Origin of the sequence: Saccharopolyspora spinosa NRRL 18395 (assembly GCF_000194155.1) — a bacterium.
GTDB lineage: Bacteria > Actinomycetota > Actinomycetes > Mycobacteriales > Pseudonocardiaceae > Saccharopolyspora > Saccharopolyspora spinosa.
The window spans coordinates 901,984-926,098 of sequence record NZ_GL877879.1; the positions used below are offsets into that span (position 1 = coordinate 901,984).

24 protein-coding genes, 1 tRNA gene and 5 pseudogenes are annotated in these 24,115 nt (G+C 68.9%); 15 read left to right on the top strand and 15 right to left on the bottom strand.

Annotation, left to right across the window (positions count from 1 at the left end):
• Window positions 1–194 precede the first annotated feature (194 nt).
• Both SSPN_RS0123140 and SSPN_RS0123145 read left to right on the top strand, forming a co-directional pair.
• Complete coding sequence (locus SSPN_RS0123140; RefSeq protein ID WP_010309566.1) at window positions 195–1,127, top strand: endonuclease/exonuclease/phosphatase family protein; 933 nt, start codon at window positions 195–197, stop codon at window positions 1,125–1,127.
• Between the two features lie 80 nt (window positions 1,128–1,207).
• Window positions 1,208–1,453 carry a hypothetical protein gene (locus SSPN_RS0123145; protein WP_010309568.1) on the top strand — a complete coding sequence of 82 codons (246 nt, stop codon included), beginning with the start codon at window positions 1,208–1,210 and terminating at the stop codon, window positions 1,451–1,453.
• 10 nt (window positions 1,454–1,463) lie between these two features.
• Here the strand turns inward: SSPN_RS0123145 and SSPN_RS60190 are convergent, their stop codons facing one another.
• The 4 genes from SSPN_RS60190 to SSPN_RS0123160 all read right to left on the bottom strand — a co-directional run bounded on the left by SSPN_RS60190 (window position 1,464) and on the right by SSPN_RS0123160 (window position 3,244).
• Window positions 1,464–1,592, bottom strand: a complete 129-nt coding sequence (locus tag SSPN_RS60190; protein WP_337466381.1) for a hypothetical protein — start codon at window positions 1,590–1,592, stop codon at window positions 1,464–1,466.
• Window positions 1,553–1,786, bottom strand: a complete 234-nt coding sequence (locus SSPN_RS51685; RefSeq protein WP_083822051.1) for an HTH domain-containing protein — start codon at window positions 1,784–1,786, stop codon at window positions 1,553–1,555. The genes SSPN_RS60190 and SSPN_RS51685 overlap by 40 nt, the downstream gene beginning before the upstream one ends.
• A 72-nt stretch (window positions 1,787–1,858) precedes the next feature.
• Complete coding sequence (locus tag SSPN_RS56970; protein WP_010309574.1) at window positions 1,859–2,017, bottom strand: hypothetical protein; 159 nt, start codon at window positions 2,015–2,017, stop codon at window positions 1,859–1,861.
• A 183-nt stretch (window positions 2,018–2,200) separates the two neighbouring features.
• Window positions 2,201–3,244 (bottom strand): 2,3-butanediol dehydrogenase, encoded by a 1,044-nt coding sequence (locus tag SSPN_RS0123160; protein ID WP_029535641.1) that lies wholly within the window; start codon window positions 3,242–3,244, stop codon window positions 2,201–2,203.
• Between the two features lie 232 nt (window positions 3,245–3,476).
• Here SSPN_RS0123160 and SSPN_RS60195 point away from each other — a divergent pair.
• A pseudogene (locus tag SSPN_RS60195) lies at window positions 3,477–3,997 on the top strand (AAA family ATPase); the annotation flags it as partial.
• Window positions 3,971–4,777, top strand: a pseudogene (locus SSPN_RS51695) (VWA domain-containing protein). The pseudogenes SSPN_RS60195 and SSPN_RS51695, both read left to right, overlap by 27 nt.
• A 4-nt stretch (window positions 4,778–4,781) precedes the next feature.
• Here the strand turns inward: SSPN_RS51695 and SSPN_RS0123175 are convergent.
• On the bottom strand, window positions 4,782–5,600 hold the full coding sequence (locus tag SSPN_RS0123175) for an APH(3'') family aminoglycoside O-phosphotransferase (protein WP_029535642.1): 819 nt from the start codon (window positions 5,598–5,600) through the stop codon (window positions 4,782–4,784).
• 270 nt (window positions 5,601–5,870) lie between these two features.
• Here SSPN_RS0123175 and SSPN_RS51700 point away from each other — a divergent pair, with 270 nt between their 5' ends.
• Window positions 5,871–6,428, top strand: a complete 558-nt coding sequence (locus SSPN_RS51700; RefSeq protein WP_083822053.1) for a hypothetical protein — start codon at window positions 5,871–5,873, stop codon at window positions 6,426–6,428.
• Between the two features lie 601 nt (window positions 6,429–7,029).
• A pseudogene (locus SSPN_RS62845) lies at window positions 7,030–7,221 on the top strand (CHAT domain-containing protein); the annotation flags it as partial.
• Window positions 7,222–7,501: 280 nt separating this feature from the next.
• On the opposite strand, the gene SSPN_RS60200 reads toward SSPN_RS62845, so the two are convergent.
• The 4 genes from SSPN_RS60200 to SSPN_RS62850 all read right to left on the bottom strand — a co-directional run bounded on the left by SSPN_RS60200 (window position 7,502) and on the right by SSPN_RS62850 (window position 9,807).
• Window positions 7,502–7,678 carry a hypothetical protein gene (locus SSPN_RS60200; protein ID WP_237710700.1) on the bottom strand — a complete coding sequence of 59 codons (177 nt, stop codon included), beginning with the start codon at window positions 7,676–7,678 and terminating at the stop codon, window positions 7,502–7,504.
• Window positions 7,679–8,272: 594 nt separating this feature from the next.
• On the bottom strand, window positions 8,273–8,653 hold the full coding sequence (locus SSPN_RS0123205; protein WP_237710701.1) for a DUF3574 domain-containing protein: 381 nt from the start codon (window positions 8,651–8,653) through the stop codon (window positions 8,273–8,275).
• 99 nt (window positions 8,654–8,752) lie between these two features.
• Entirely contained in the window at window positions 8,753–9,514 is a 762-nt protein-coding gene (locus tag SSPN_RS0123210; protein WP_010309590.1) for an alpha/beta fold hydrolase, read from the bottom strand.
• A gap of 140 nt (window positions 9,515–9,654) precedes the next feature.
• Entirely contained in the window at window positions 9,655–9,807 is a 153-nt protein-coding gene (locus SSPN_RS62850; RefSeq protein ID WP_420188104.1) for a hypothetical protein, read from the bottom strand.
• Between SSPN_RS62850 and SSPN_RS51715 the strand changes: the two are divergent.
• From SSPN_RS51715 to SSPN_RS0123230, 3 genes and pseudogenes are all read left to right on the top strand, one after another.
• Window positions 9,749–10,857 (top strand): annotated as a pseudogene (locus SSPN_RS51715) (AMP-binding protein); the annotation flags it as partial. The gene SSPN_RS62850 and the pseudogene SSPN_RS51715 sit on opposite strands and share 59 nt — an antisense overlap.
• A gap of 177 nt (window positions 10,858–11,034) precedes the next feature.
• Window positions 11,035–12,609 carry an apolipoprotein N-acyltransferase gene (gene lnt, locus SSPN_RS0123225; RefSeq protein WP_237710702.1) on the top strand — a complete coding sequence of 525 codons (1,575 nt, stop codon included), beginning with the start codon at window positions 11,035–11,037 and terminating at the stop codon, window positions 12,607–12,609.
• Between the two features lie 54 nt (window positions 12,610–12,663).
• Entirely contained in the window at window positions 12,664–13,449 is a 786-nt protein-coding gene (locus SSPN_RS0123230; protein ID WP_010309595.1) for a polyprenol monophosphomannose synthase, read from the top strand.
• A gap of 55 nt (window positions 13,450–13,504) precedes the next feature.
• Here the strand turns inward: SSPN_RS0123230 and SSPN_RS0123235 are convergent, their stop codons facing one another.
• The 3 genes from SSPN_RS0123235 to SSPN_RS0123245 form a co-directional block, all read right to left on the bottom strand.
• Entirely contained in the window at window positions 13,505–13,849 is a 345-nt protein-coding gene (locus SSPN_RS0123235) for an RNA polymerase-binding protein RbpA (protein ID WP_010309598.1), read from the bottom strand.
• A 497-nt stretch (window positions 13,850–14,346) separates the two neighbouring features.
• A complete protein-coding gene (locus SSPN_RS0123240) occupies window positions 14,347–15,756 on the bottom strand; it encodes an MFS transporter (protein WP_010309600.1) in 1,410 nt (469 codons plus the stop codon).
• A 101-nt stretch (window positions 15,757–15,857) separates the two neighbouring features.
• Entirely contained in the window at window positions 15,858–16,646 is a 789-nt protein-coding gene (locus SSPN_RS0123245; RefSeq protein WP_010309606.1) for a glycerophosphodiester phosphodiesterase family protein, read from the bottom strand.
• Window positions 16,647–16,714: 68 nt separating this feature from the next.
• Between SSPN_RS0123245 and SSPN_RS0123250 the strand changes: the two genes are divergently transcribed.
• The gene (locus tag SSPN_RS0123250) at window positions 16,715–17,068 is read left to right on the top strand and encodes a hypothetical protein (protein ID WP_029535647.1); all 354 of its coding nucleotides are present in this window, start codon (window positions 16,715–16,717) and stop codon (window positions 17,066–17,068) included.
• A gap of 76 nt (window positions 17,069–17,144) precedes the next feature.
• Window positions 17,145–17,783 (top strand): VOC family protein, encoded by a 639-nt coding sequence (locus tag SSPN_RS0123255; RefSeq protein ID WP_044575388.1) that lies wholly within the window; start codon window positions 17,145–17,147, stop codon window positions 17,781–17,783.
• A gap of 71 nt (window positions 17,784–17,854) precedes the next feature.
• On the opposite strand, the gene SSPN_RS0123260 is transcribed toward SSPN_RS0123255, so the two are convergent.
• Complete coding sequence (locus tag SSPN_RS0123260; RefSeq protein WP_010309613.1) at window positions 17,855–18,820, bottom strand: tyrosine-type recombinase/integrase; 966 nt, start codon at window positions 18,818–18,820, stop codon at window positions 17,855–17,857.
• 61 nt (window positions 18,821–18,881) lie between these two features.
• The gene (locus tag SSPN_RS0123265) at window positions 18,882–20,237 is read right to left on the bottom strand and encodes a M20/M25/M40 family metallo-hydrolase (protein WP_044574824.1); all 1,356 of its coding nucleotides are present in this window, start codon (window positions 20,235–20,237) and stop codon (window positions 18,882–18,884) included.
• Window positions 20,238–20,359: 122 nt separating this feature from the next.
• Here SSPN_RS0123265 and SSPN_RS0123270 point away from each other — a divergent pair.
• The 4 genes and pseudogenes from SSPN_RS0123270 to SSPN_RS62855 form a co-directional block, all read left to right on the top strand.
• Window positions 20,360–20,445, top strand: a tRNA-Leu gene (locus tag SSPN_RS0123270).
• 133 nt (window positions 20,446–20,578) lie between these two features.
• Window positions 20,579–21,046 (top strand): AbrB/MazE/SpoVT family DNA-binding domain-containing protein, encoded by a 468-nt coding sequence (locus SSPN_RS60205; RefSeq protein ID WP_237710703.1) that lies wholly within the window; start codon window positions 20,579–20,581, stop codon window positions 21,044–21,046.
• Entirely contained in the window at window positions 21,043–22,077 is a 1,035-nt protein-coding gene (locus SSPN_RS0123280; protein ID WP_010309616.1) for a tyrosine-type recombinase/integrase, read from the top strand. Before SSPN_RS60205 ends, SSPN_RS0123280 begins: the two co-directional genes overlap by 4 nt.
• A gap of 442 nt (window positions 22,078–22,519) precedes the next feature.
• Window positions 22,520–22,747 (top strand): annotated as a pseudogene (locus tag SSPN_RS62855) (integrase); the annotation flags it as partial.
• On the opposite strand, the gene SSPN_RS45275 reads toward SSPN_RS62855, so the two are convergent.
• Window positions 22,637–23,599, bottom strand: coding sequence for a Mu transposase domain-containing protein (locus tag SSPN_RS45275; protein ID WP_010309618.1), 963 nt, complete (start codon window positions 23,597–23,599; stop codon window positions 22,637–22,639). The pseudogene SSPN_RS62855 and the gene SSPN_RS45275 overlap by 111 nt on opposite strands.
• Between the last annotated feature and the right edge of the window lie 516 nt (window positions 23,600–24,115).

The window sequence follows — 24,115 nt, forward strand, 5'->3', positions numbered from 1 at the left end:
TTCCACCGGACTTCGACGGCGGCGCGGTGCCCGACGGGTAGCGTCGCCGGCTTGGCTGCTGGCATGCGGCTGTGTCTCGGCGGCCGGTCCGGGAGTCTGGAGGTGTAGATCCTCTCCACTGGGGGTGCGTCGAGCGGACCGGTGCGCCGGACGCCGTGGCCCGATATTGCCCCTAGTCGTCGCGCATCAAGGAAGTGCTGGACGCGAAGCACGCGCGCGTCAGGTACCGGCAAGGCGAAGTCCACGACACCGTCATCGGGGGCTCGTATGCTGCCGGACTTGTGACCGCTTCTCGCCGGACCAATGTCGTGATCGCCCTCGCCACCGCCGTGATCGCGCTGCTGCCGCAGGCGGCGCAGGCGGCCCCCGGCCACGACCTCGACGTCCTCGACTTCAACATCCACACCGGGATCGGGACCGACGGACGGCTCGACCTGGCGCGCACCGCGGACGCGATCACGGGCAGCGGGGCGGACGTGGTCGGCCTGCAGGAGGTCGACTTGCACTGGTCGGCGCGCAGCGGCTACGCCGACCAGGCCGAGCAGCTGGGCCGGCTGACCGGGATGCACGTGTTCTTCGCGCCGATCTACAACCTGGACCCGGAGCCCGGGCACACCGAGCGCCGCCGGTACGGCGTCGCGGTGCTCAGCCGGTTCCCCGTCATTCACACCGAGAACCACTGGATCACCCGGCTTTCCACGGTGGATCCCGCTCCGGTGCCGAAGCCGATGCCGGGCTTCGCCGAGGCAGTCCTCGCCACCCCGGGGGGCCCGACGCACGTCTACGCGACCCACCTCGACTACCGGCCCGACCCGGCTGTCCGGCGGACTCAGGTCGACGAGACGATCCGAATCCTGGACCAGGACCCGCCCGGCTCCCGGCAGCTCCTGCTCGGCGACTTCAACGCCAGCCCCGGCGCCCCGGAGCTGGCACCGTTGCTGGCCCGCATGCGGGACGGCTGGGCCGCCACGAATGGACCGGACGCCGGCCTGACCTACCCCGCATCGGCGCCGCAGAACCGGATCGACTACGTGACCTTCGCCGGGCAGTTGCGCGCAACCCGCGCCGAAGTACCCGACACGCAAGCGTCGGACCACCGACCCGTGGTCGTGACCGTCACGAGATAGGTCTTTCCGCCCTGTCCGACCGGCCGCTCCGCTGGAACACTCGGCAACCGCCGATGACGTCGGGAGGGGGTTTGGGGGACATGCCCGACGTGCGTGTAGAGCTCAACAACCGGGAACGTGCCACCCTGCGGGCGGTCGCCGCAGGCCGCGTTCAAATCACCTGCAGCTGCGAGCCGGACCTGTACATCGACGGCGTGGCGTTCTGCGACCAGCAGACCGCCCACTGGCTCGTGCACCAAGGTCTCGTACGCCCGGTCGCACCCGGCGAGCCAGGAGACGTGGTGGCCGCCGAGCTAACCGAGCCGGGGACCGAACAACTCGACTGACCGCAAACGGTCACCGCGCGACGGCCGGTGGCTCCCGCGTGAGCGCGTGGAGCAGTTCGACGGTGCGCTTGGCCGCCGGGTGGTCGGCGCTCGACTTCTTCACCGCGGCGCTGATGCGCCAGACCGGGGTCGGCGACACCACGGGCACCGCGACCAGGCCGCCGGGCAGGTTCGCGATGCGCCGATGGGGTAGCCGAGCTCGCGCAGCTGTGCGAGGTCGGGGTACGCGGTGCGTTCGGTGACACCGAGCCGGGCGGCGAGGCTGGGGGCGGAGATGCCGGGGTGTGCTCGCAGCAGCGAAAGGGCCTCCAGAGGGCGACTCGCGGTACTCACCGGACGAGAATCACATACCCGGACGCCACCTGTCCGGGTATGTGGTCACGCTGGGCCATGCCCCAGGAGAAGTCACTGCTTCGCCCCGAAGTCCTCGTGCGCTCGCCCCCTGTCAGCCGTGTGGCGGTCGTGCCGCCCGGTGCGACCACGATCTACATCGGCGGCCAGCACGCCGTCGACAGCAACGGCGCGCTCATCGGCGAAGGTGACGTCGCCGCTCAGACCCAGCAAGTGATGGCGAACCTGGCGAACAGCGCTGGCTTCCCTGGGCGCGTGACACGCCTGGCCGAGGCTGGGGAGACCGCCACCGCGTGTCATCACTGCACTAGTAGCCGCCCTCACCGGGGACTGATGTTGCGCCTGTCTCAGACGTCCCGGTCGCCTGGTGGCTCAGAACGACCCATCGGGCGGGGCTCACGGGTCGACCAGGATCTTCATCTTCCGGCCGGCGCGCAGCGCCGCGAAGCCCTCCTCGACGACCTGGTCGATCGGGACATGGGTGACCCATCCGGTGGTGTCGTAGTGGCCGCGGGCCATCAGATCAATCACCGCGCGGTAGTCGTCGGAGGTGTAGCACAGCGAGCCCTGCACCATGCCCTCGCGCATGACGAGTTCGAGCAGGTTCGTGGTCAGCGGATGCTCGTAGATCGCCACCGCGATCAGCCGCTTGCGGGCACCCAGGCAGGAAAGACCAGCAGCGACACTGCTTTCCACGCCCGCAGCGTCGAACGCCGCGTCGACACCCCGCCCTCCGGTGCGCTGCAGGAGGTGCCTCACCGGGTCGGTCGCGGTCGGATCGATCACGTCGGTGGCGCCCAACGCGGAGATGGCGTCGCGGCGCACCGACGATGGTTCGAGGATGGTGATGTCCTCGACCCCCAGCCCGCGCAGGGCGAACCAGATACCTATGCCGATCGGCCCCGCGCCGAAGACCACGGCTGTGTCCCCGTCGCGCGCCTCGCTGAGGCGCACCGCGTGGTAGGCCACCGACATCGGCTCGACCAGCGCGCCGAGCTCCGAGCTGATCGACGCCGGGAGCCGATGCGCCATCCACGCGGGCACCACGGTGTACTCGGCCATACCACCGGAGGCCATCAGACCGTGGAAGCCGATCTGCTGGCAGATGTTGTAGTGCCCGCTGCGGCACGGCGGGCACTCGCCGCAGCGGTACACCGGCTCGATCGCCACGTGTTCACCGACGGAGACGTCCTGGACGCCCTCCCCCAACTCCACGACCGTCCCGGCGAACTCGTGCCCCAACGTCAGGGGCAGCTGCTGCCCGGTCAGCGGATGCGGTTCGGTCGGCACGAAGATCGGCCCCGCGTAGTACTCGTGCAGGTCGCTTCCGCAGATCCCGTTGTGCTCGACCTTCACCTTGACCTGCCCGTACGAGCACGAGGGCTCCGCCACGTCCTGCACTACGACGTCCTCGCGGCCTCGGTACACAGCTGCACGCATGTCTCCTCCAGAAGGCTCCGTTGCCTCTCGTCCAGCACACTGCGTCCGCGCTGCCCGGGCAACCGATGCAAGACGTTCGGGTCACCGCCGACGACAAATCCGCGTCCACAGTGGAGGAACTTGCGGCGCGCACACGTGGTGAAACGACGTTGACAAAGTGAGTCGCGCTAAAGCACCTGGCCTGCATGGCGTGGCCTGGGCACGCCGGGCCCGACGGACGGGAGTTGACGGCATGACCGACGGCGGCGCACCAGCAGACGGGCCCGGGTTCTTCACGTCCGTGGACGGCGTGTCCCCGAAGCTGGCCAAGGCCGGCTACCTCGCGTCGACCGCCGTCGCCACCACCATCTTCTCGCCGATCGGCTCGGCAAGCCGTTGCTGGTAGAGAGCCCGGCAGGGGTCGGCAAGACCGAGCTGGCCAAGGCCGTCGCCCAGGTCGGCGGCACTCGTCTGGTCCGGCTGCAGTGCTACGAGGGCGTCGACGAGACCCGCGCGCTCTACGAGTGGAACCACAGCAAGCAGCTGCTGCGGATCACCGCCGGGCGCGACGAGACCTGGGGTGAGGCGCTCACCGACATCTTCAGCGAGGAGTTCCGGCTCGCCTGCCCGCTGCTCACCGCCATCCAGTGCGGACGAACCGACGGTGCTGCTGATCGACGCGACCGACAAAGCCCACGTCGAGCTGGACAGGCTGCTGCTGGAGTGCTCAGCGACTTCCAGATCACGGTGCCCGAACTGGGCACGATCACCGCGTATGCCCGGCGCCGATCCGCAGAACTGCGCGGGACGGAGCACATCGCTGAGCATGCTGTCGCGCCGAGCGCCGACCAGATCGACTTCCTCAACGCCGGTCGCGCAGCCGCTGGCCCGCAAGCTCGCCACCGGCTCGCGGCACGTCGCCGCCAGGCCGCTCGCGGGCAGATCGACCTGTGCCGCACGCTGCACCGCGCCCTGTCCACGGGTGGCGTACCGCTGCACCCGGTCTACCAGCACCGCCGCCCCGCACGGCCAGAAATCGCGCTGCTGTGCGATGTTTGCGGATCCGTGGCGGACTTCGCGAACTTCACCATGCTGCTGGTCCAGGCGCTGCACGACCAGTTCAGCAAGGTCCGCGTGTTCGCCTTCGGCAACCGCACCGACGAGGTGACCAGACTGATCATCGGCGGCTTGGCAGACCCGGTGGAGCTCGGCCGCCGCATCCTCATCGAGGCGACGGTGACCGGCTGGCACGACAGCAGCGACTACGGTGCTGCGATGGGTGAATTCGCAGAACGCCACCTCGATGCCGTCGGCCCGCGCACCTCGGTGCTGATCCTCGGCGACGCCCGCACCAACGGCTAGGACCCGAACCTGGACGCGCTGCGGCAGGTCGTCAACCGGGCCCGCCGGGTGTGTTGGCTCAATCCCGAGCAGACCAACCGGTGGTCGACCGGCGACTCGGCAGCCCACGACTACGCCGAGGTCGTCGAGACGCACCAATGCCGCAACGCCCGCCGCCTCAGCGAACTCGTCGCCCGCCTCCTGCCGGCCTGAAGCGTCACCCCCAGGTCAGCGGGTCGAGGTGCAGGTAGAACCGTCTCCGGTCCTCGTCGAGCTCGATCCCGTACCGTCGGGCGAAGGCCCCGTCCGTGACCCGGGCTTCGGCTTCGCCCGGCCAGGTTTCCCGGGCGTTGGCGAGCAGTAGCGAGATGTCGGCGTACGGGTCGGCCGTGCCGAGCCGGCCGAGATCGATGAAGCCCGCGACGTCCAGGGTGTCCGGGTCAAGGATGATGTTGGGCAGGCACAGGTCTCCGTGGCAAACGACGAGTTCCGCAGCCTCCTGCTCGATGCGCTGCTCCAGCTGCGGGGCCAAGCGCGAGAGCAGCAGCGCGGGCTCCGTCCCCTGCTGTTCCACCGGCAGGAAGTCTGGATTGACCGCACCGCGCGCGACCACGTCCTGCGCGGTCGCGAACATCTGCGCCAGGTCCCGCGAGAACGGGCAGGTGGCCGTGGGCAGGTCATGCAGGCGCCGCACAGCATCCGAGATCGATTCCCACGCCCGCGCGAGAATCGGGGCCGCAACCGCATCCGCGGACACGCCCGCCATCACCCTGGTCACGAGGCATGCGCCCGCGTCATCGGCGTGCCAGGCGAGGACAGTGGGGCCGGGAACTCGGTTGGCGCAAAGCCATTCGGCCCGGTCACGTTCCTGTTGCAGCTCCGCCACCTGACCGATCGCGACGCACTTGGCGAAGCACGAGCCGTCCGAAGACCGGAAGGTGCTGGCGCCCGACTCCCCGCCCTGGACCGGCTGCCACTCGCGGTCCGCCCCGCCGGCGAGGAGGACAGCGGGAACCGGAACCGGCGAACCAGACATATGCCCGACTGTATCGACACCTGGCAGCGCCTCATCGCCGCCTCCTCGAAACCGTTGGGAGGCGAACTCGATCGAAGAGCCGCTCGAAAGTTGATCGACGCGCGCTAGCTTGGGGGCGGGTGCCGCACAGGGAGCGACGATGACCGAGTTCCGGCCGAACTCACCGAAGCCATCACTGCGCTGCGCGAGGAGCTTGGCATCCAAACCGAACCCGAAGCGACCTAGGTAGCCGCAGTGCAGCTGGTGGATCTGCTGCCGCAACGCGACTAGTTGACCGGTGCCGAGCCCGACGAGGCGCTCGGCATCGCCTATCGGCTCACCGCGGCGATCGTCGAGGACTCCCCCGCCCGCATCGCGCCGCTATACGACCTCTGCCTGGCGCATCTGCTGCGCGCGGCCCACCACGGCGAGGACGATCTGCGGGCCGCCGTGGGGTACTGGCGGCAATTGCGGCCGCTAGTGGCGGCGGACAATCCGGCGCGCGCCGAGATCTTCGGCCGCGCCGCGATACTCGTCTCGAAAACGGTGCTCCGGCTCGCCGACGCGGCCGGCGTCGAGGAGGTGATCGCGGATCTGGGCATCGCCATCGACGGGATTGCCGAATGCGAGCTGCGGGACCACCCGATGCTGACACGCGCCCAGCTGCGGGCCGCCCGGTTCCGGGAGCTGGGCGGCGGTGACGAGGACCGCCAGCACACGGTCGAGACGCTCACCGACCCTGGAGCGGCCCGACGCCGTCACCGAGATCCGCGATGTCTGCCACGGCGAACGCCTCTTCCTCATCCTGCGGAAGGACCTGCCCGCCGCGCGCTGGAGCGAACTCGATGACGAAGTCCGGCAGCTGATCCTCGAACTGCCGAAACCCTGACTCCTCGACTTTCGGCGACACCTCGACGCGCTCTCCGACGAAGCGGCCGCGACGCCGGAAACCGCCTCCCTGCGGTCCGGGGCCGTCGTCACGCAGGGAGCCGGAACCTCGCCGCACGACTCCCCCGATCGGGCCAGGATGGTCGTGGTCCGGGCGATGTCGGCGGATCCGCAACCGGCCGAACGGCACGCCCAATTCGTGGAGGCCGCCCGCCGACAACCGCGCCCCTGGCAGCAAGAACCGGTCCTGATGCGCACACCCGAGCTGTACTGGACCCGGCACGAAGTCGGGCACATCCAGGACGCCCACTACCCGAACGGCCGCTACGTCGGCCGCCCTGGGCCACGCCGCCGATCGGTGCCGACGCGGACGATGTCCTGGCGACGCTGCTGGGCGCGTCGCTGCTCACCTGAGCTGCCACGCCGATCAGTCCGAGCTCCCGGTCGAACCGCGCTCCGGCTCGGGGCCGGGCGATCACCGCCGGTGCGCGACGTGCTGCGCCAGTACCACGAGAACGGTCCGCACGTCGCGCTCGTCGCGCTCGCCGCCTGCGCGAGCGACCTGACCGTCCGCGAGCACGACGAAGTCTTGACCCTGGCCACCGCGTTACTGGCCGCGGGTGCCAGCGGGGTGATCGGTACCAAGTGGGAGATCGACGACCTGGCCGCAGCGATGTTCATGATCGCCTTCCACCACCTCCTGAACACCGAGCACCCCGACCCGGCGGCGGTCCTGCGCGCCGCCCAGCTCTGGATGCTCGACCCCGACCGCCGATCGATCCCGGGAGCCCTGGAGAGGAATTCACCCAGCACTTCGCCGAAATCGATCCGACTGCACCGATGCACTGGACGGCCTTCACCTACCACGGCCGCTAAAGCGTCCGATGTGGACATCATCGCCCCTGGCCCTGAGCACAGCAGCCGTACCCCTCGCATTGGGAGACCACGAGAATGCTCCATCACGATGCAGCACGCGCCGTCTCCCGCTACCTGGCCGTTGCCGACCGGCTGCAGGCGGGGAGGAGCACCGGCTTCTACGTCGTCGGCTCGGCCGCGCTGGACTCGTGGCTGGCGGAGCGCAGCGACATCGACTTCATCGCCGTGGTGGATGGGGACATCAGCGACCGGGAGTCGCGTCGGCTGCGCGTCCTGCACCCCATCGGCGACGCCACGGCCGCCAGACGCGCCCTGGTGCGGGCCGATCCGACCATCCCGGGAACCATGAACGGCGCGTTCGTGTCGAATGGCCGACCTGGGCGAGCCGGTGACGCAGATCCGCCCCCTAGCCTCGCACAGCGGCTGGTCCTTCCAACACGGTCGCGGCTTCGACGTGAACCCGGTGATGTGGAAGGTACTGCGGGAACGTGGGATCGCTGTGCGCGGTCCGGCTCCGGACCAACTCGGGCTCGATCCGGAGCCGCACCACCTGCGCGCCTGGAACCTGGACCAACTGCGTGGCCACTGGCGAAACCGGGCGAAGAAATCCCTGTCCAAGAAGCCGCCGACCAAGCCGCTGGTCCCGGCACACCACGTGGCGCTCGAACACGGTCCTCGGCCCAGCACGCCTGCACCACACGATCGCCACCGGCCAGGTGATCACGAAGGAGGCTGGCGGCGAATACGTCCTCGACACCTTCGCCGCGCGCTGGCATCCCCTCATACGCACAGCCCTCACCCGTCGCACCGGCGAACCCGCACCCGACGGGTCGGGCTCCCAGCTCCCGGCTCCCAGCGAATTCCCCCGCCTGGCAGGTGAATTCACCATCGAACTGCGGACGCGGACCGGCTGTAACAGCGGCCGGGCCTCAGAAGTCGACGGCGGTGCGGTCGTCGATGCGAGCCACCGATTCCTGAGCGAAGCGGTTCTTGTACTCCTCGCGGATCTGCTCGATCTTCGGGTCGTTGACGTTGTGCTCACCGGCCGGGTAGAGCAGGGTCAGCTCGAAGGAGCGTTCGCGCTCGATCACGCCGTGCGAGTCCCGGTACTGCCCGTACCCGTCCTGCACCGTCAGCCCGGCCGGGAACTGCGGCGTGACGACCTCGTCGACGAAAGCGTGGAACTGCTCGTCGGACACCGGCTCCCCACCACCGGGCATCGCGGTGCCGAAGAGCAGGCTGGTCTCCAGGTACGCCGCGCCGACCGCCCGCTCGGCCGACGTCCCGTCGGCGAGGGCGCCGTAGGCCACGGGGCCACCCACTCCGATGAGCCCAGCAGCCAACATTGCGGCGGGGAGGGTACACGTGTCCGCAGGAGGATATCGACCCGGATGCATCCGCGCACGCGACTACTGGACCCCCGCCAGGAAGATCTCGATGCTGGTGGCGAGGGCGAGCGGGGTTTCGTCGATCGCGTAGTGGCCCGCGTTTCCCAACACCTCGATCTCGCAATTCGGGTACCACTGCTCGAACGTCGCGCGCATCCTCGACTCGCCGAGGGCCGGATCGTGCTCGCCGACGATGACCTTGACCGACACCTCGCTGCCCTGGATCTCGCTGTGGAAGTCGGCCTTGCCCCACGCCACCAGGTAGTCGCCGAAGGCCTGCGGATCGGAGGTGTCCAGCGAGTGGCGCACCACCGCGTCCAGCCACACCCCGGTCAGCCGGTTGCCGGTCGTGAAGTCGACGATGGCCCGGCGGTTCCCGGCTTCGGTGACGGCACCGGAGAACAGCGCCCAGCCGTCTTCGTCGAACTCCCCGCCGCTGGCCGGCACCGGCGAAACCCCCACCAGAGCCCGAACCCGCTCGGGCGCGTCCGCCAGTACGCGTTGCATCACCGCACCGCCCATCGAATGACCGACCAGCGAGAACCGGTCGAAGCCGAGTTCGTCGGCGAGGGCGAGCACGTCCCCGGCGGCTTCTTCGAGGGTGTGCGAGCCGGGTTCGGAGATCCTCGAGCCGTATCCACGGTAGTCCGGGAAGACGTACCGGAAACGAGCGCCGTCCAGGTACGGCTGCAACGGCCGCCAAGCGGCCCCGGAACCGAACCAACCGTGCAAAGCGATGACCGGGTGATCCCCGCGACCGACTTCTTCCAGCCCAGCAGGCACTTCCCACCTCCACACCGATTGTCCCCAGCAACGACCAGCATGGCGCACCGGTCAACCTCGGGTGGGCCGGTCGACCGGTGCGCCGCGCCGGCTTCTGCCTGCGGTGCGCGATTTCCGCCGTTGGCGGATCGCCCCGGCTGTCACGCCACGGCCGCGACGGCCGGGGTGCGGATCAGCGACCGCCTGGTCGAGGGGGCGAACGCCAGCAGCGCGAACACCATCGACCTCCCGACCGCCGAAGCACCCCAGTGCACTCCGCCGACTCCGGACGCGCTCGCGAACGTCCAATACACCTCCGGCACCACCGGCACCCCCAAGGGCTGCGCACTCCCCCACCGCTACTCGACGACGCTTGCGCACGGACTCGTCAACGGCTTCCCGAACGTCGACGACCGGGACATGATCCTGACCGCTCAACTATTCCACTACATCGATCCGCAGTGGAACGTCGCACGCGGCCTCGCCGCCGGGGCGCGGCTCGTGATGCTGGACCGCTTCCATCCTGCCACGTTCTGGGCCAAGGTCCGCGAGCACCGCGGCATCTGGTTCTACTGCCTACGCCCGATGCCGAAGTCGCTGCTCGACCAGGAACCGTCGCCGCGCGACCGGCAACATCGGGTTCGTTCCATCAGCGCGTCGGCGATCCCGCCGAACCTGCACGCTGCGCTCGAACAACGCTGGGGCGTCCCGTGGTTCGAGGCCTTCGGCATGACCGAGACCGGTAGCGACCATCAGGATGACCTCGCAAGACCACGACGCCGCGGTTAGGACCGGCTGCCTCGGCTGGGCGCCGCCGGGGCGCGAAGTCGTGATCGTCGACGACGCCGGCGCGCCAGTGCCGCGCGGCGAGCTCGGCGAACTGCCCATCCGCGACGCCAGCCTGATGCACGGCTACTTCCGCGGTCCGGAGGCCACCAAACGCGCCTTCCGCGAAGGCCGGTTCCGCACCGGCGACCCGGCCCGGATGGACGACGACGGCCGCGTCTACTACTCGGGACGCACCAAAGACATGATCCGCCGCAGCGGCGAAAACATCGCCGCAGCCGAGATCGAGCGCGTCTGCACCTACACCCCGGTCGAGGTGGCCGCGGTCCTGCCGGAACCGGACGAGTTGCGCGGCGAGGAGGTCCACGCGGTGGTGCTCGCTGCGACGAACCGTGCGGTCCACGTGAGCTGGCGGATTTCTGCGCCATCCAGCTCGCCTACTTTCGAAGTCCCGCGCTACTGGACCTTCCGGGGAACCGCTGCCGATGACGGCCTCGGAACGCGTTGCCAAGGCCACCCTGCGGTTAGAACTCGAAACCGACGGCCGCGCCAACACCTACCACCGAGATCGTCGATAGCAGCTCCGCCGCGTCCGCTTCGGGCGTTTGTTCGGATTTGCCCACTGCCGACCCGACTCGACCATCCGGCGTACATTTGTTTGAGTGCGCGCCGGGCTGCCCGCGCACGAACACGAACACGACAGAACGTTTCCGTCCTGGCCGGTCCGGGACCGCGGCACCGAGAAGGTTGATCGGGTGGTTGTCCCCACGGCTCGTCTGCAGCGCGCTGAGCGGCAGGGCCGCAGCAAGACCAGAGGTCGATCGTTCGGCGCGGTCTGGCTGCGCATGCTCGCGGTCGTCGCCGCCGGGTTCGCGCTCTACGCCGGATCTCCCCCGCGCGACCTGTGGTGGATCGCCCCGATCGCGTTCGCGGTGTTCGTGGCGGTGCTGCGCGGCCGCAAGGCCCGCGCTGGGTTCGGCTACGGCCTGCTGTTCGGTTTCGCGTACCTGCTGCCGCTGCTGGGCTGGCTGCAGGACTTCCTGGGGGCCGACTTCGGTCCGTGGCCGTGGCTGGGGGTGGCCGCCGTCCAAGCGCTGTTCGTCGCGCTCGGCGGCGCCGGGATGGCGCGCGTCAGCCGACTGCACGGTGCCCCGGTGTGGATGGCGGCGGTGTTCGTCGCCGCCGAGGCGCTGCGCTCCGCCGTACCCTTCGGCGGATTCCCGTGGGGCAGGCTGGCGTTCACCCAGGACACGGGCCTGTTCCTGCCGCTGGCCGCGCTCGGCGGCACCGCCCTGGTGTCTTTCTCCGTCGCGGCGGTCGGCGGCGGCCTGGCCGAACTGACCCGCCGCGCACGCACCCCGCGCCGCTGGGCCGCCCCAATGGCCGCGGTCCTCCTGCCACTGGTGGCCGGCCTGGCCATGCTGCCCTTCATCGGCACCGATCCCAACGCCGGCACCGCCCGGGTCGCGATCGTGCAGGGCAATGCGCCCAACCTGGGGCTGGGCCTGCTCTACGAGGACGACGTGCTGCACGCCAACCACATCGCCGCCGCGCAGCAGCTCGCCGACGACGTGAAGGCGGGCCGGGTGCCGCAACCAGACTTCGTCGTGCTACCCGAGCAGGTCGGCAGCTGGGGCCCCAGCCGGACCGACCCGGACCTGTCCGGCATCGCCGCCACGCTCGGCGTCCCGCTGGTGGTCGGCGGCCTCGGCGAGGACGCCGACGGCCAGCTGCACAACCAGATCGTCCGGTGGGATCCGGCATCGGGCGCGGGCGACCGCTACATCAAGCAACACCTGGTCCCCTTCGCCGAGACGATCCCGATGCGGCCGGTGGCTCGACTGGTCAGCCCGTTCGTGGATCGCTTCCGCCAGGACATGGTGCCCGGCGACGAGCCCGGCATCCTCGACGTCGGAACCGCCCGCCTGGGCGTCGGGATCTGCTACGACGTCGCCTACGACGACGTTTTCACCGGCGCCGCCCAGCAGGGCGCGACGCTGCTCGCGGTGCCGACCAACAACGCCTGGTACGGCCACTCCGAGATGAGCTACCAGCAGCTGGCGATGTCGCGGCTGCGCGCCGTGGAGCACGGACGGGCGGTCCTGGTGGCGGCCACCAGCGGGGTCAGCGCAGTCGTCCAACCGGATGGCACCGTGACCCAGCAGACCGACCTGTTCACCGCGCAGAACATCGTCGCCGACGTGCCGCTGCGCTCGACGCAGACGCTCGCCACCGAGCTGGGAAGTGTTCCGATGTGGACACTGGTCGTGCTGGGCGTCGGCGCGGTGGTGCTGTCCTGGTGGCGGCCCCGGCGCGAAGCGGACGCCTGAACCCGAACATAACGAATGCGCAGCCGGCCGATCGGACCGGCTAGGAGGACATGGATGGCGAACCGGCAATCCCCAGGAGCCGGTGCCGACTCGGCGCTGGTGGTGGTCCCCACCTACAACGAGCGGGACAACCTGGAACCGATCGTGCGACGGCTGCTGACCGCTCTACCCACGGCGCACGTGCTGGTCGTCGACGACGGCAGCCCAGACGGCACCGGTGACGTCGCCGACGAACTCGCCGCCGACGACGAGCGGGTGCACGTGATGCACCGGACCGAGAAGGCCGGGCTCGGCGCGGCGTACGTGGCGGGTTTCGACTGGGCCCTGGCGCGGCACTACGACGCGATCATCGAGATGGACGCCGACGGCTCGCACTCCCCCGAGGACCTGCCCCGGTTGATCGGCATGCTCGGCCCGGATGGCACCGGCGCCGACGTCGTGCTGGGGTCGCGCTACGTGCCCGGCGGGCGGACGGTGAACTGGCCCTGGTACCGGGAGCTGCTGTCCCGCGGCGCCAACGTGTACTCCAAGCTGGCGCTCGGCGTGTCGATCAACGACATCACGTCCGGTTACCGCGTGTACCGGCGGGAGGTCCTGGAGACGCTGCAGTTGCACAACGTCGCTTCGCAGGGTTACTGCTTCCAGGTGGACCTGGCGTGGCGCGCGGTGGAGGCCGGGTTCGCGGTCGCCGAGGTGCCGATCACGTTCGTCGAACGCGAGATCGGCTGCTCGAAGATGGACGCCGAGGTCGTGCGCGAGGCCCTGGTCCGCGTGACGAAGTGGGGCCTGCGCCGCCGGGGCAACCAAGCGGCGAACCTCCTGCGCGGCTTGAAGCGCTGAACACGGCGAAGCGCCAGGGACTCAGCGTCCCAGGCCCTTCGCCGAATGCTCTTGCTCAGACGGACTGCCCGCGCCGCTCCCGAAGCAGGTCGAGGCGCTCGTTGAGCAACTCCTCGAGTTCCGGGATGGTGCGCCGCTCCAGCAGCATGTCCCAGTGGGTGCGCGGCGGCTTGGCCTTTTTCTGCTCCGGCTCGCTGCCGTCGATGATCTTCGACTCGGCGCCGTGCAAGCGGCATTCCCAGGTCGGCGGCACTTCGGCGTCGTCGGAGAACGGCACCTCGAACTCGTGACTCTTGGGGCAGGCGTAGCGCACCGTCCGGCGCGGTGCGAGGTCGTGGTTACGGTCGGTCTCGTAGCTCACCGCTCCGAGCCGGCTGCCACGCAGAACGCGGTCGGCCATGACGGTTCCTTTCACTTCGGCCCGGGACCGAGCCCGGGCGGTTGTGCTCACCGTGTGCAACGACGGGGGGTCCGCCGTGTGTTCCCGGTGTGGTGGTTCTGGTTGCCGTCGGTGACGTTGTTCACCCGTCAACGACAGCTTGTCTCCCTAGAGATGCAGTCGGTCTGCGTTCGTGACGCGTTATCCCACTTGCAATCTATAGGTGCGTTCGAACGGGTGATAGTGCCAGATGTTGAGTCACTATGGCCAAGCCAGGTCCCTGGAATGTAGCGATAGTGGGACATAGATCACGACACGATCGGGTGCGACAGGACGAAAATCGGTAACTGAATGTAGCGTCATTTGGTTCCCTCTTGTCACAACGCTGCGTACCGGCATATTCCGATCACGCGGACAACCCCGGCAGCGCCTGTCACCAGCATGGAGCAACGCGGCTGCCTTGGCGAGGCGGGCGCAGATCGTCACGCGCCGCGCACGCAGCGTCGCCGCAGATCGACTCAGAGAACCTTCGGCGCGGGGTTGCCGACCGCCTCGATCGCCCGCCGCACCGGCACCAGCGAGACCAGCACCAACCCAACCGCGAAGAACACCACCAACGAGATGATGGCCAGCCGGAACGACCCCGTCGCCTGCCCGACCCCGGCGAACACCAGCGGGCCCAGCCACGAGGTGGACCGCTCCCCCACCTCGTACAACGAGAAGTACTCGGCCTCCCGGCCGGGCGGCACCATCTGGCTGAACAGCGACCGCGACAGCGCGTTGGTGCCGCCGAGCACCAGACCGATGCCAACCGCCAGGCCGTAGAACTGCATGTCCTGCCCGGCCTGCACGAAGTACGCGGCGACGAGCACCACCAGCCAGGTGGCGAGGCTGATCAGGATCGTCTTCTTAGCGCCGATGCGCCGCGCCACCACCCCATGCAGCATCCCGCCGACGAAGGCGATGAACTGCACGATCAGCAACGTGATGATCAACGAGTCCTGCGGCAGCTTGAGCTCCAGGCTGCCGTACTGCGCCGAAACCTGCGTGACCGTGGAGATGCCGTCGGTGTAGATCCAGTACGCGCCGAGGAACGCCAGCGTCAGCGGGAAGTGCTTCGCCTCCCGGAACGTCGTGACCAACTGCTTGAAGCCGGCGGTGACGGCGGACGCGCCGCGCTCGGTCGTCTCCGGGTTCCGGTGCTGCCGCAGGGCCGCCAGCGGCAGCAGCGTGAACACCGCCCACCAGACGCCCGAGGACAAGAAGATCAGCCGCACTGCGGCTTCCGTGCTCAGGCCGACCGAGTCGTGGCCGAGGTAGATCACCAGGTGCATGGCCAGCGCGGCGCCGCTACCCAGGTAGCCGATGGCCCAGCCGCGGGTCGAGACGTCGTCCCGCTCGTCGACGTCGGCGATCTCCGGCAGGAACGAGTAGTAGACCACCACCGACGCGCCGAAGCAGATATTGGCGATGATGAACAGCACCACGCCGAGCTGCCAGTTCTGCCCACCGACCAGCGCCAGCAGCGCCGTCATCGCAGCTCCGCCGAAGGCGAAGATCGCCAGCATCAGCCGCTTGCTCTGGGTGCGGTCCGCGATCGCACCGGTGATCGGCAGCACGACCACCTGCACGACCGTGGCCACCGACAGCAGGTAGCCCCACAGTGAGCCGGCCGGGAACACCAGGCCGAACGCCGAGATGTCGCACTGCACCAGCGCGTTGTCCTGGGGACAAGCGTTCGGGCCGTTGCGCGCCACGTCGGCCTTGGCGGCCTCCGTCGCCACCGAGGTCAGGTAGAGCGAGAGGAAGACCGTTGTCACCGATGTCGGGAACACCGAGTTGGCCCAGTCGTACCAACACCAACCCCGCTGTTCCCGGCGCCGCCTCCGCGCGGCGTCGGGCGCCAGGTCGCTGTCCATCACGCTCATCCGTTCGGTCCTCCGGCCAAGATCACTCGATGGGGGTAACCGGACCTTACTGGCTCAAGGAATGCGGTGGAGGTCCGTGCGGGGACAATGCGTAGTTCTGCTCATCCACCGACTTCCGCCTGCGGCTCGCCGGACCGCTCTCGCAACACCTCCTGCAACACGTCCGGCCGATCGGTGACCAGCCCGTCCACGCCGAGATCCAGCAGTTCCCGCATCTCCGCGGCGTCGTCGACGGTCCACACATGGACCTCGATCCCCCAGCGATGAGCCTGGCGCACGAAGCGGGAGTCGATCAAGCGCAGCGGCCCGAATTCACGCGGAACCTGGGCCGCACCACCGGCGACCGACGACCGCAGCGGCCAGCCGCCCCACCGCGAGCCCAGCCACAGAAACCCGGCCGACCGGCGCCCTGTCGAGGTCATCAGCCGCGGCCCGACGGCCCGGCGCAGCCCGGCCAACCGGTGCTCGGCGAACGACGCCAGGCACACCCGGTCCCAGGCGTTGTGCGCGCGCAGCGTCCGCAGCACGGGTCCCATCGCCGAGTCCGCCTTGATGTCGATGTTGAAGTACGTCTCCGGCAGGTCCTCCAGCGCGGCGTCCAGGCTGCACACGGGTTCCCGACCGCCGATCAACGCCGATCCGACCACGGACCAGGGCAACCGCTCGATGGCGCCACGACCGTCCGTGGTGCGGTCCAGCGTCGCGTCGTGGTTCATCACCACGACCCCGTCGGCGGTCGCGTGGACATCGGTCTCGATGTAGCGGTAGCCCTCGTCAGCGGCGCGGCGGAACGCGGCCAGCGAGTTCTCCAGATCGTGCAGTTCCCCCAGGTGCCAACCGCGGTGGGCGAACGCGCGGGGCCGGGGGCCGAGGAGGAAAGGATGCGTCACGCGAGCAACTCTGCCTGATCGGCGTGCCTTCACCGCGCAGGCGGGGCCCTTGGCTAACGTGATCGATCGTGGAAACCTCCGTCCCACCGCCCCGCCGCCAACGCCAAACCCGGCACTGCGCCTGGTGCGGACGTCGCGTTCCGGAAGCGGGCCGGCAGGGACGTCCCCGCCTGTATTGCGCGCAGTCGTGCCGCCAACGCGCCTACGAACGCCGCACCTCGGTCCAGCGCGGTGGCCTCCCAGAGGACGCGGTGGTGCTCTCAGCGGCCGAACTGGCAGACCTGCAGGACCGGCTGTTCCAACTGCGCTGCGCGGCCGAGGACGTGGTCACCGCCGTCGACGACGCCGCCGACCAGGCCGAACTGCGCAAGCTCGCCACCCAGGTCGTCGCCGTGGCCGAGGAGCTCGAACGGCTGCGGTGAGAACGAACGGAGCATTGTGCCCGCCGGTCAGGATGACCAGGATGGGTTGGTCCCCAGCGGTGGCGAGGAATCGACGGTGCCCGCACGTCCCATAGTCCGCGGCCTGCGCCGCGCCGACCTGATCAGCCAGGACCCGATAGCTTCGGCAGTCTTCTACCGGGCCCTGCTGGACTGGACCCCGGTACCGACCGGCGTCGGCTTCGACTGCTGGGTGGGTAACCGGCGCTGCGCCGCGATGCGCAATCCCCGCGGCGGCGAACGACCCGGCTGGCGGCCGATGTTCGCCGGAACGACCCAGGACGCCTCGCTGACCGGTCCCGACGACGCGGTCGCGTTGGTCGTCAAGGGGCGGGCCCAGCATGGCCCCTGGGCGCCGAGCCCGCGCCTAGGCGAGCCCTGCTGGGTCGAGCTGAGCACGCAAGCGCTGGAGCGCGCTGACGCGTTCTGGGCCGGCATCCTGGGCTGGTCGGTGCTCGCCGACCAGTACCTCGTCGGCGAGCGACCGCTGGCAGGCCGCACGAGGTGCCGACCGGCCGGCTGGGGTTGGCTGTGCTACTTCGCGGTCGAGGACGTCGACGCGATCAGCGCCCGCGCGCCGAAGCTGGGCGGCAAGACCATCGACCGAAGCAATCATCCCTCGCTGGGCACCACGGCCGTGGTAGCCGACCCCACAGGTGCGGTAATCGGCCTGGCAGCCGCCGACACGTGGGGCTGAAGCGGGTTTCTCCCGTAGACCCACCCACCACTGCTGGGGTTATCGCTCCGGGGCAGTTCCCGATCAGGGCACTAACCGCCGGAGAGCTCCCCGAGGACCTGCAACGTCCGGTTCGCGCGCACCGACAACCGCTGTTCGCGCGCGGTCACGTCGATGTAGGTCTGGCTCGAATTGATCGATGAGTGCCCGAGCAGCTTGGCGATCTCGGCGGCACTCGCCCCGTCCTCAGCAAGCCGCGTCGCGAAGGTGTGCCGCAAGGCGTGCACCATCGCACCTGGCTGCACCCGATCGGAAACGCCCGCAGCCCGCAAAGACTGCCGCACGAGGTACTGCAGGCCGCCCCGCCGCAGCGCATCGCCGTGGTGATCGACGAACAACGGCTCGCCACCGGGCAGCCGCTGACCGAACCGCGCCCGCCGCGACTGCAGGTAGCTCTGGATCAACGAGTCCAGGGTGTCCTCGATCGGGATGGACCGGTTCTTGCCACCTTTGCCGTGCACATGCAGCCGCCGGTCTCCAGGCCGGCCCGCCAACGACGCGATGGTGAGTTCCAACAGCTCGGCCGACCGCACCCCGGTGCACAACAACGTGGCGAGTGCGGCCAGGTCGCGCTCCGGCCACGGATTCCGTGCACGACGCGCGCCGGCGGCCACCGTGCGCAGCAGCCGCTCAGGCGTGTCCTCGCCCTGCAACGGCTTCGGCGTCGAAGGGGCGTTGCGCGGCTTCGGCACCACCTGCATCGGGTTGCCGGACACCGCGCCCTCGACCACGAGGAACCCGAAAAAACCGTTCCAGGTCGACCAGGCGCGGGTCACCGACGAAGCCGACCGCGAGGCGGCGAACCGCGCGAACGCCGACCGCAGCACCGAAGCGGTAACCCGGTCCACGGCCAACCGGTCGGCGCCGGTGCCGGTGAGCTCGACCAGCTCACCGGCGACCGACTCCAGGTCGCGGCGATAAGCGCGCAGCGAGTTCGCCGCGAGCTTCCTGGCCTGCAGGTGTTCCAGGTAGACCTCGATCAAGCGCGCCACGTCCACGCCGCACCTCCCCGATTGATCATGATCAACTCGGGTAGATGAAACCAGACGGCACCGACAATCAGCTGTTGCGGATGAACCGGTCGAGCACGCGGGTCCCGAACTTCAGCGACTCCACCGGCACCCGCTCGTCAACGCCGTGGAACAAGGCGGCGAAGTCGAGGTCCGCGGGCAGCTTCAACGGCGCGAAGCCGTAGCAGTTCATGCCCAGCCGGCTGAACGACTTCGCGTCGGTCCCACCGGACATCATGTAGGGCAGCGCCTTCGCACCCGGATCTTCGGCGATCAGCGCAGCAGTCATAGCATCGACGATGCGCCCCTCGAACTTGGTCTCCACCGGCGGCAACCCGACCCACTCCCGCTCCACGTCCGGCCCGAGGAGCTCGGCCAGCTCACGGTCGAAGGCCTCCTCCCGACCGGGCAGGATCCGGCAGTCCACGGCGGCCTCGGCAACCGACGGGATCACGTTGTGCTTGTACCCGGCGGTGAGCATCGTCGGGTTCGCGGTGTCGCGCAGCGTGGCGCCGACAATCCGCGACAGGTTCCCAAGCTTGGCCACAGCGCCCTCGATGTCATTCTCCGGGAAGTCCCAACCGGTGATCTCGGTCACGCCATCGAGGAACTCGCGTACCGAGTCAGTCAACAGCAGGGGGAAGCGGTGGTTGCCAAGCTTGGCCACAGCCTCGGAGAGCCTGGTCACAGCGTTGTCGTCGTGCACCATCGAGCCGTGTCCGGCACGAGCCCGCACCCGCAGCTTCAACCAGCGGATACCCTTCTCGGCAGACTGGATCAGATAGGCGCGCACGCCGTCCTTGAGCGTCACCGAGAAGCCGCCGACCTCGCTGATCGCCTCAGTGCAGCCCTCGAACAACTCCGGCCGATGATCGGCCAGCCACTGCGCCCCGTGGAAGCCGCCAGCCTCCTCATCGGCCAAGAAAGCGAAGACGACATCCCGCGGCGGAGTGATGTCATCGCGCTTGAGCCGCCGCGCGACGGCGAGGCTCATGGCCAGCATGTCCTTCATGTCGACGGCGCCCCGACCCCACACGTAGCCGTCCTGCACGGCCCCGGAGAAGGGATGAACGGACCATTCGGCAGGATCCGCGGGCACGACGTCGAGGTGCCCATGCACCAGCAGCCCACCCCGCGTCGAGTCAGCCCCTGGCAACCGGGCGACGACGTTGCCCCGCCCGGGATGATCCCCGGACTCGACGTAAGTGACCTCGTAGCCGACCTCGCTGAGCTTGGCGGCCACAAACTCGGCGGCGGCCCGCTCCCCCACGAGCGTCTCGGGGTCGCCCGTGTTGGTGGTGTCGATGCGGATCAGGTCGCTGGCCAAGCCGACGACCTCGTCCTCGGCCCGCAGCAACCCAGCGTCGTGATCAGTGCCGGAGATACCCTCGTTATGTGCGCTCACCAGGCATTTCTATCACCCGACCACCAATGAGGGGGGTGCCGTTTGAGCGTGTTTGACCATGAGCTAATCTATCTACACAACACAGCGGGACGGCCCAAAGGAAGAAGGGCCGGACCGAAGATGTCCGAGTGGCGGAATGGCAGACGCGCTAGCTTGAGGTGCTAGTGCCCTATTAATGGGCGTGGGGGTTCAAGTCCCCCCTCGGACACAAAAACTGGTGAGATTTCCCCATCGCAGCAAGCGCTTGAACACCGTTTCGCGTCGGCGTTGTCGCCGTCGCGGATTTTGGTGTTCGCAGGTGCGTTCTCGTCTGGTCTGTGCTGGTCACCGGGGTGGTGGCCATGCCTGAGCGGATCGTCACGGGCCTGGTGCCACCCGAGGCCACCGGCACAGGCTCTCCCGTCGAAGTGGGCAGCGGTGAGCGCCGGAGGCTCCCCCTGCCGGTCATCGCTGAACGCCGCGAGCTCCACGTGACCTACGGAATGACTCGGGTCGATGCCTCCGGCCGAGTCCCGGCCGCGTCTGTCCTGCATGCCCTGCAGTGGCCCCCTGGTCAGAACCTGACCATCCGGGTCACCTCCGGTGCCGTGGTCCTGCAGCCCGACCCGGGCGGCATCCACCCGCTGCCCAACACACGGCGGATCAAGATCCCGGCCACAGCCAGAGCGGCGTGCGGCATCCGCATCGGCGACACGGTGCTGCTGGTCGCCGACCCGCGCCGGGACATGGTGCTGGTCGATCCGCTCACAGCGGTGGACCAAGCCCTGGAGAAGCGCCACGCCATGGTGTGGGGCGGTGAGCCGGCATGACCGAGAACAAGATCACACCTGGAGCCGGCCCCGAGGAAATCGAAGCGGCCCGGGTACTACTCGCCCGCCTCGGCGTCTGCCCGGACGACCTCGTCACCACCCCCTCCACGCGACCACCCGCTCCGACCTTCACCGAGTACATCCCCCAGGTCTCCGACGCCGTCAGCACCGGAACCCGGCGCGTGTACGGCACCTACTGGAAACGCGTAGCGACCGAATGGGGCGACCGGCGACTGAACGAACCGACACCGCTGGAGATCAAGCAGCTCGCCGAGAAGATCCGCAGCCAGGTGGTCGTCCGCCGCAACGCCCGCGGCGGACGCGGCGCCGCCGAACACCTCATCGCCGCCTTGCGCTGCCTCTACAACCACGCCGTCGACGACGGTGTGATCAGCGAGGCCGACAACCCCGCGAAGAAAGCACCCAAACCACGCCGCCTGCCCAGCACACGCCGTGGCCTGCCGGACTCCCGGCTGGAGGAAATCAACCACGTCGCCGCCACCACCGGCAACGACCCCGTACTGGACACCCTCATCCTCCGGCTACACACCGAAACAGCCTGCCGCCGGGGAGGAGCACTCGCCCTCACACCCCGAGACCTCGACCCCGACCAATGCCTGATCCTGCTCCACGAAAAAGGAGGCACCGTCCGCTGGCAGCCCGTCTCCCCCACCCTCATGACCCACCTCCGCGACCACACCGAACAACGCGGCGCAGCCGCATCAGGCGGACAACTCCTCCGCTACACCAACGGAGACCCCATCACCACCCGACGCTACGACCACCTCTTTACCCGACTCGGCAACCATCTCCCCTGGGTCGCCACCCAGCAGATCAGCATCCACTGGCTTCGCCACACCACGCTGACCTGGGTCGAACGTAACTTTGGCTACGCCGTGGCCCGGGCCTTCGCCGGCCACACCAACAACAACGGCGACTCCGCAACCACCACCTACACCCGAGCCAGCATCCACGAAATCGCCAGCGCACTCACCGCACTCACCGGCGAACCCCACCCACTAACAACCTAAAACCCGAATACCCGACAAACACCCAACGCCAGAGGCCCGGCACCCATCCGGGCCTCTCGCGCCGATGCTTGCGGTGGGCAATCGACCATGATCCCGATCATTACAACGGTACGGTCGAGGATCTGGGCATCGCCGAAAGGGCTGCCGTCCACGAAATCGCCAGCGCACTCGCCGCACTCACCGGCGAACCCCACCCACTAACAACCTAAAACCCGAACACCCGACAACCACCCAACTCAAGAGGCCCGGCACCCATCCGGGCCTCTCCCACCGATACTTGTGGTGGGCAAATCGACCATGATCCCGATCGTTACAACGGTGCGCCTGCCGGAAATCTGGTCCGCCCAGGTCATCGGGCTTGCAGTCTCCCGCCGGATGTCCTAGAGGCCAGATACCGAGGATGAATTCGATCACAGAGAGGTGAGTACCGACACTTCGCCGTGAACTCCTCGACCGGACTCTCATCTGGAACAAGCGCCATCTCCACCACGCGCTCCACGATTTCGAACAGCACTACAATGCGCACCGGCTCCACCAGGCCATGAACCAGGCAGCACCGCTACGCGCCGCCCCTCAACCGATCACCGACTCCGATCGGATAGCCGACCTCAAGATACGCCGACACGACCGCCTGCCAGGAATCCTCCACGAATATCAACATACTGTCTGACCTGCACGGATGAGATTTTCGGCAGGCGCAGTAGCGGGCGAGATCGATCACGACCTCACCACTGGCGTCCACGCCGCTGGTCGGCGCTTGGCCGGTGCGCTGGGCGCGCAGGGCGTCGGCGGCTGCTCGTGCGTCCGGTCCGGGTGGGATGCGCTGCTTGCTGCGGTGCGGCCGCGTGGTGGTGGTGGCGGCCAGGGCGGCTTTCTCGAGCGCTAGGACGTGGCCGTGGGCGGTGGTGGCGGCCAGGGCGGCTTTCTCGAGCGCTAGGACGTGGCCGTGGTCGCGGACCATAACGCCGGCGCCCTCGGGCGCCAAGGTGTGGCGGGCGATCACCGTCCCGGACTCGGTGGCGACATCCACGTGGCCGGCACCGAGCCGGTGGGAGACGGTGACGGTGGCGCCGGCGAGTTCGGGGGCGACGCTGTAGCGGTTGCCGCGGAAGGACACCAGCGCCTGCGCCGAGACGACCCTGGTGACCACCAGGGTGGCCGGGAACGGGTCCGCGGGCGGGGCGCGCAGCGGCTCGGCCGCGGCGACGGTGGCCACACTGGCTTTGCCATCCGCGGTGGCGCGCAGCCGGGTATCACCCCGGATGGAGCACCAGTCGTCGAGCCGCTGCTGGGTCTGCTCGGGCGTGACATCGTCAGGCAAAGTGCGCCAGAACCGTTGCGCCGCAACATGATTGGCTTTCTCCACGACGCCCTTGCGATTACCTCGCTGCGGTGGGCATGCCCGCACCGCGACGCCATAGTGCTTGGCCACGGCCGAGAACGAGGCCTGCACCCGACCGGACTCGGGGTTGATGACGGTGGCCATCCGGTCGAACCGCCACGCCCGGGTCAACCCGCCCAACGCGCGGGTAACCCGGTCCAGCCCATCGATCAGGTGCGGCTGATCAGTACTTTCCCGCTGTCCGCGCGGACCGCTTCAACAGTGCGCCACGGGTACCCGGGGCAGAGCGCTTCGAGTTGGGAGAGCAGTCGCCGCCGACTTCGCCGAACTGATCCCCTTGCACCACAACGGATTCCGCCACGACAGCATCCGCCGACCGACCGGGCCGATGCTCGTGCGCCCCCCCGGTTTATCGACGAACTGGATCCAGCAACAGAAATCGCGGGCCTCAACCTGGGTCGCTTGATCCCAGGACACCCCCACCGCCCATAAGAACCGGAACCACCGCAGCAAAGCCATCGCATACGACCGCTGCGTGCTCACCGCCCGCCCACACGCCCGCAGATCCTTCAGGCACTCCGCAACCGGCACCAACACCGCACCATGCGGATCAAGCAGCCGCCACGGCTCCCACACATCGCCGGTCTCCATCAACGAGCCCGCCGACGGCACGACCAACCCCGCCAGATCCCTCGG

Bases quoted from the DNA above. Each gene is read 5' to 3' on its own strand.
- SSPN_RS0123240 (WP_010309600.1), bottom strand. From the start codon at position 15,756: ATGAGCGTGATGGACAGCGACCTGGCGCCCGACGCCGCGCGGAGGCGG.
- SSPN_RS0123235 (WP_010309598.1), bottom strand. From the start codon at position 13,849: ATGGCCGACCGCGTTCTGCGTGGCAGCCGGCTCGGAGCGGTGAGCTAC.
- SSPN_RS0123145 (WP_010309568.1), top strand. From the start codon at position 1,208: ATGCCCGACGTGCGTGTAGAGCTCAACAACCGGGAACGTGCCACCCTG.
- SSPN_RS0123175 (WP_029535642.1), bottom strand. From the start codon at position 5,600: ATGTCTGGTTCGCCGGTTCCGGTTCCCGCTGTCCTCCTCGCCGGCGGG.
- SSPN_RS0123160 (WP_029535641.1), bottom strand. From the start codon at position 3,244: ATGCGTGCAGCTGTGTACCGAGGCCGCGAGGACGTCGTAGTGCAGGAC.
- SSPN_RS0123230 (WP_010309595.1), top strand. From the start codon at position 12,664: ATGGCGAACCGGCAATCCCCAGGAGCCGGTGCCGACTCGGCGCTGGTG.
- SSPN_RS0123280 (WP_010309616.1), top strand. From the start codon at position 21,043: ATGACCGAGAACAAGATCACACCTGGAGCCGGCCCCGAGGAAATCGAA.
- SSPN_RS60205 (WP_237710703.1), top strand. From the start codon at position 20,579: ATGCCTGAGCGGATCGTCACGGGCCTGGTGCCACCCGAGGCCACCGGC.
- SSPN_RS60200 (WP_237710700.1), bottom strand. From the start codon at position 7,678: ATGGTCGGATCGGCCCGCACCAGGGCGCGTCTGGCGGCCGTGGCGTCG.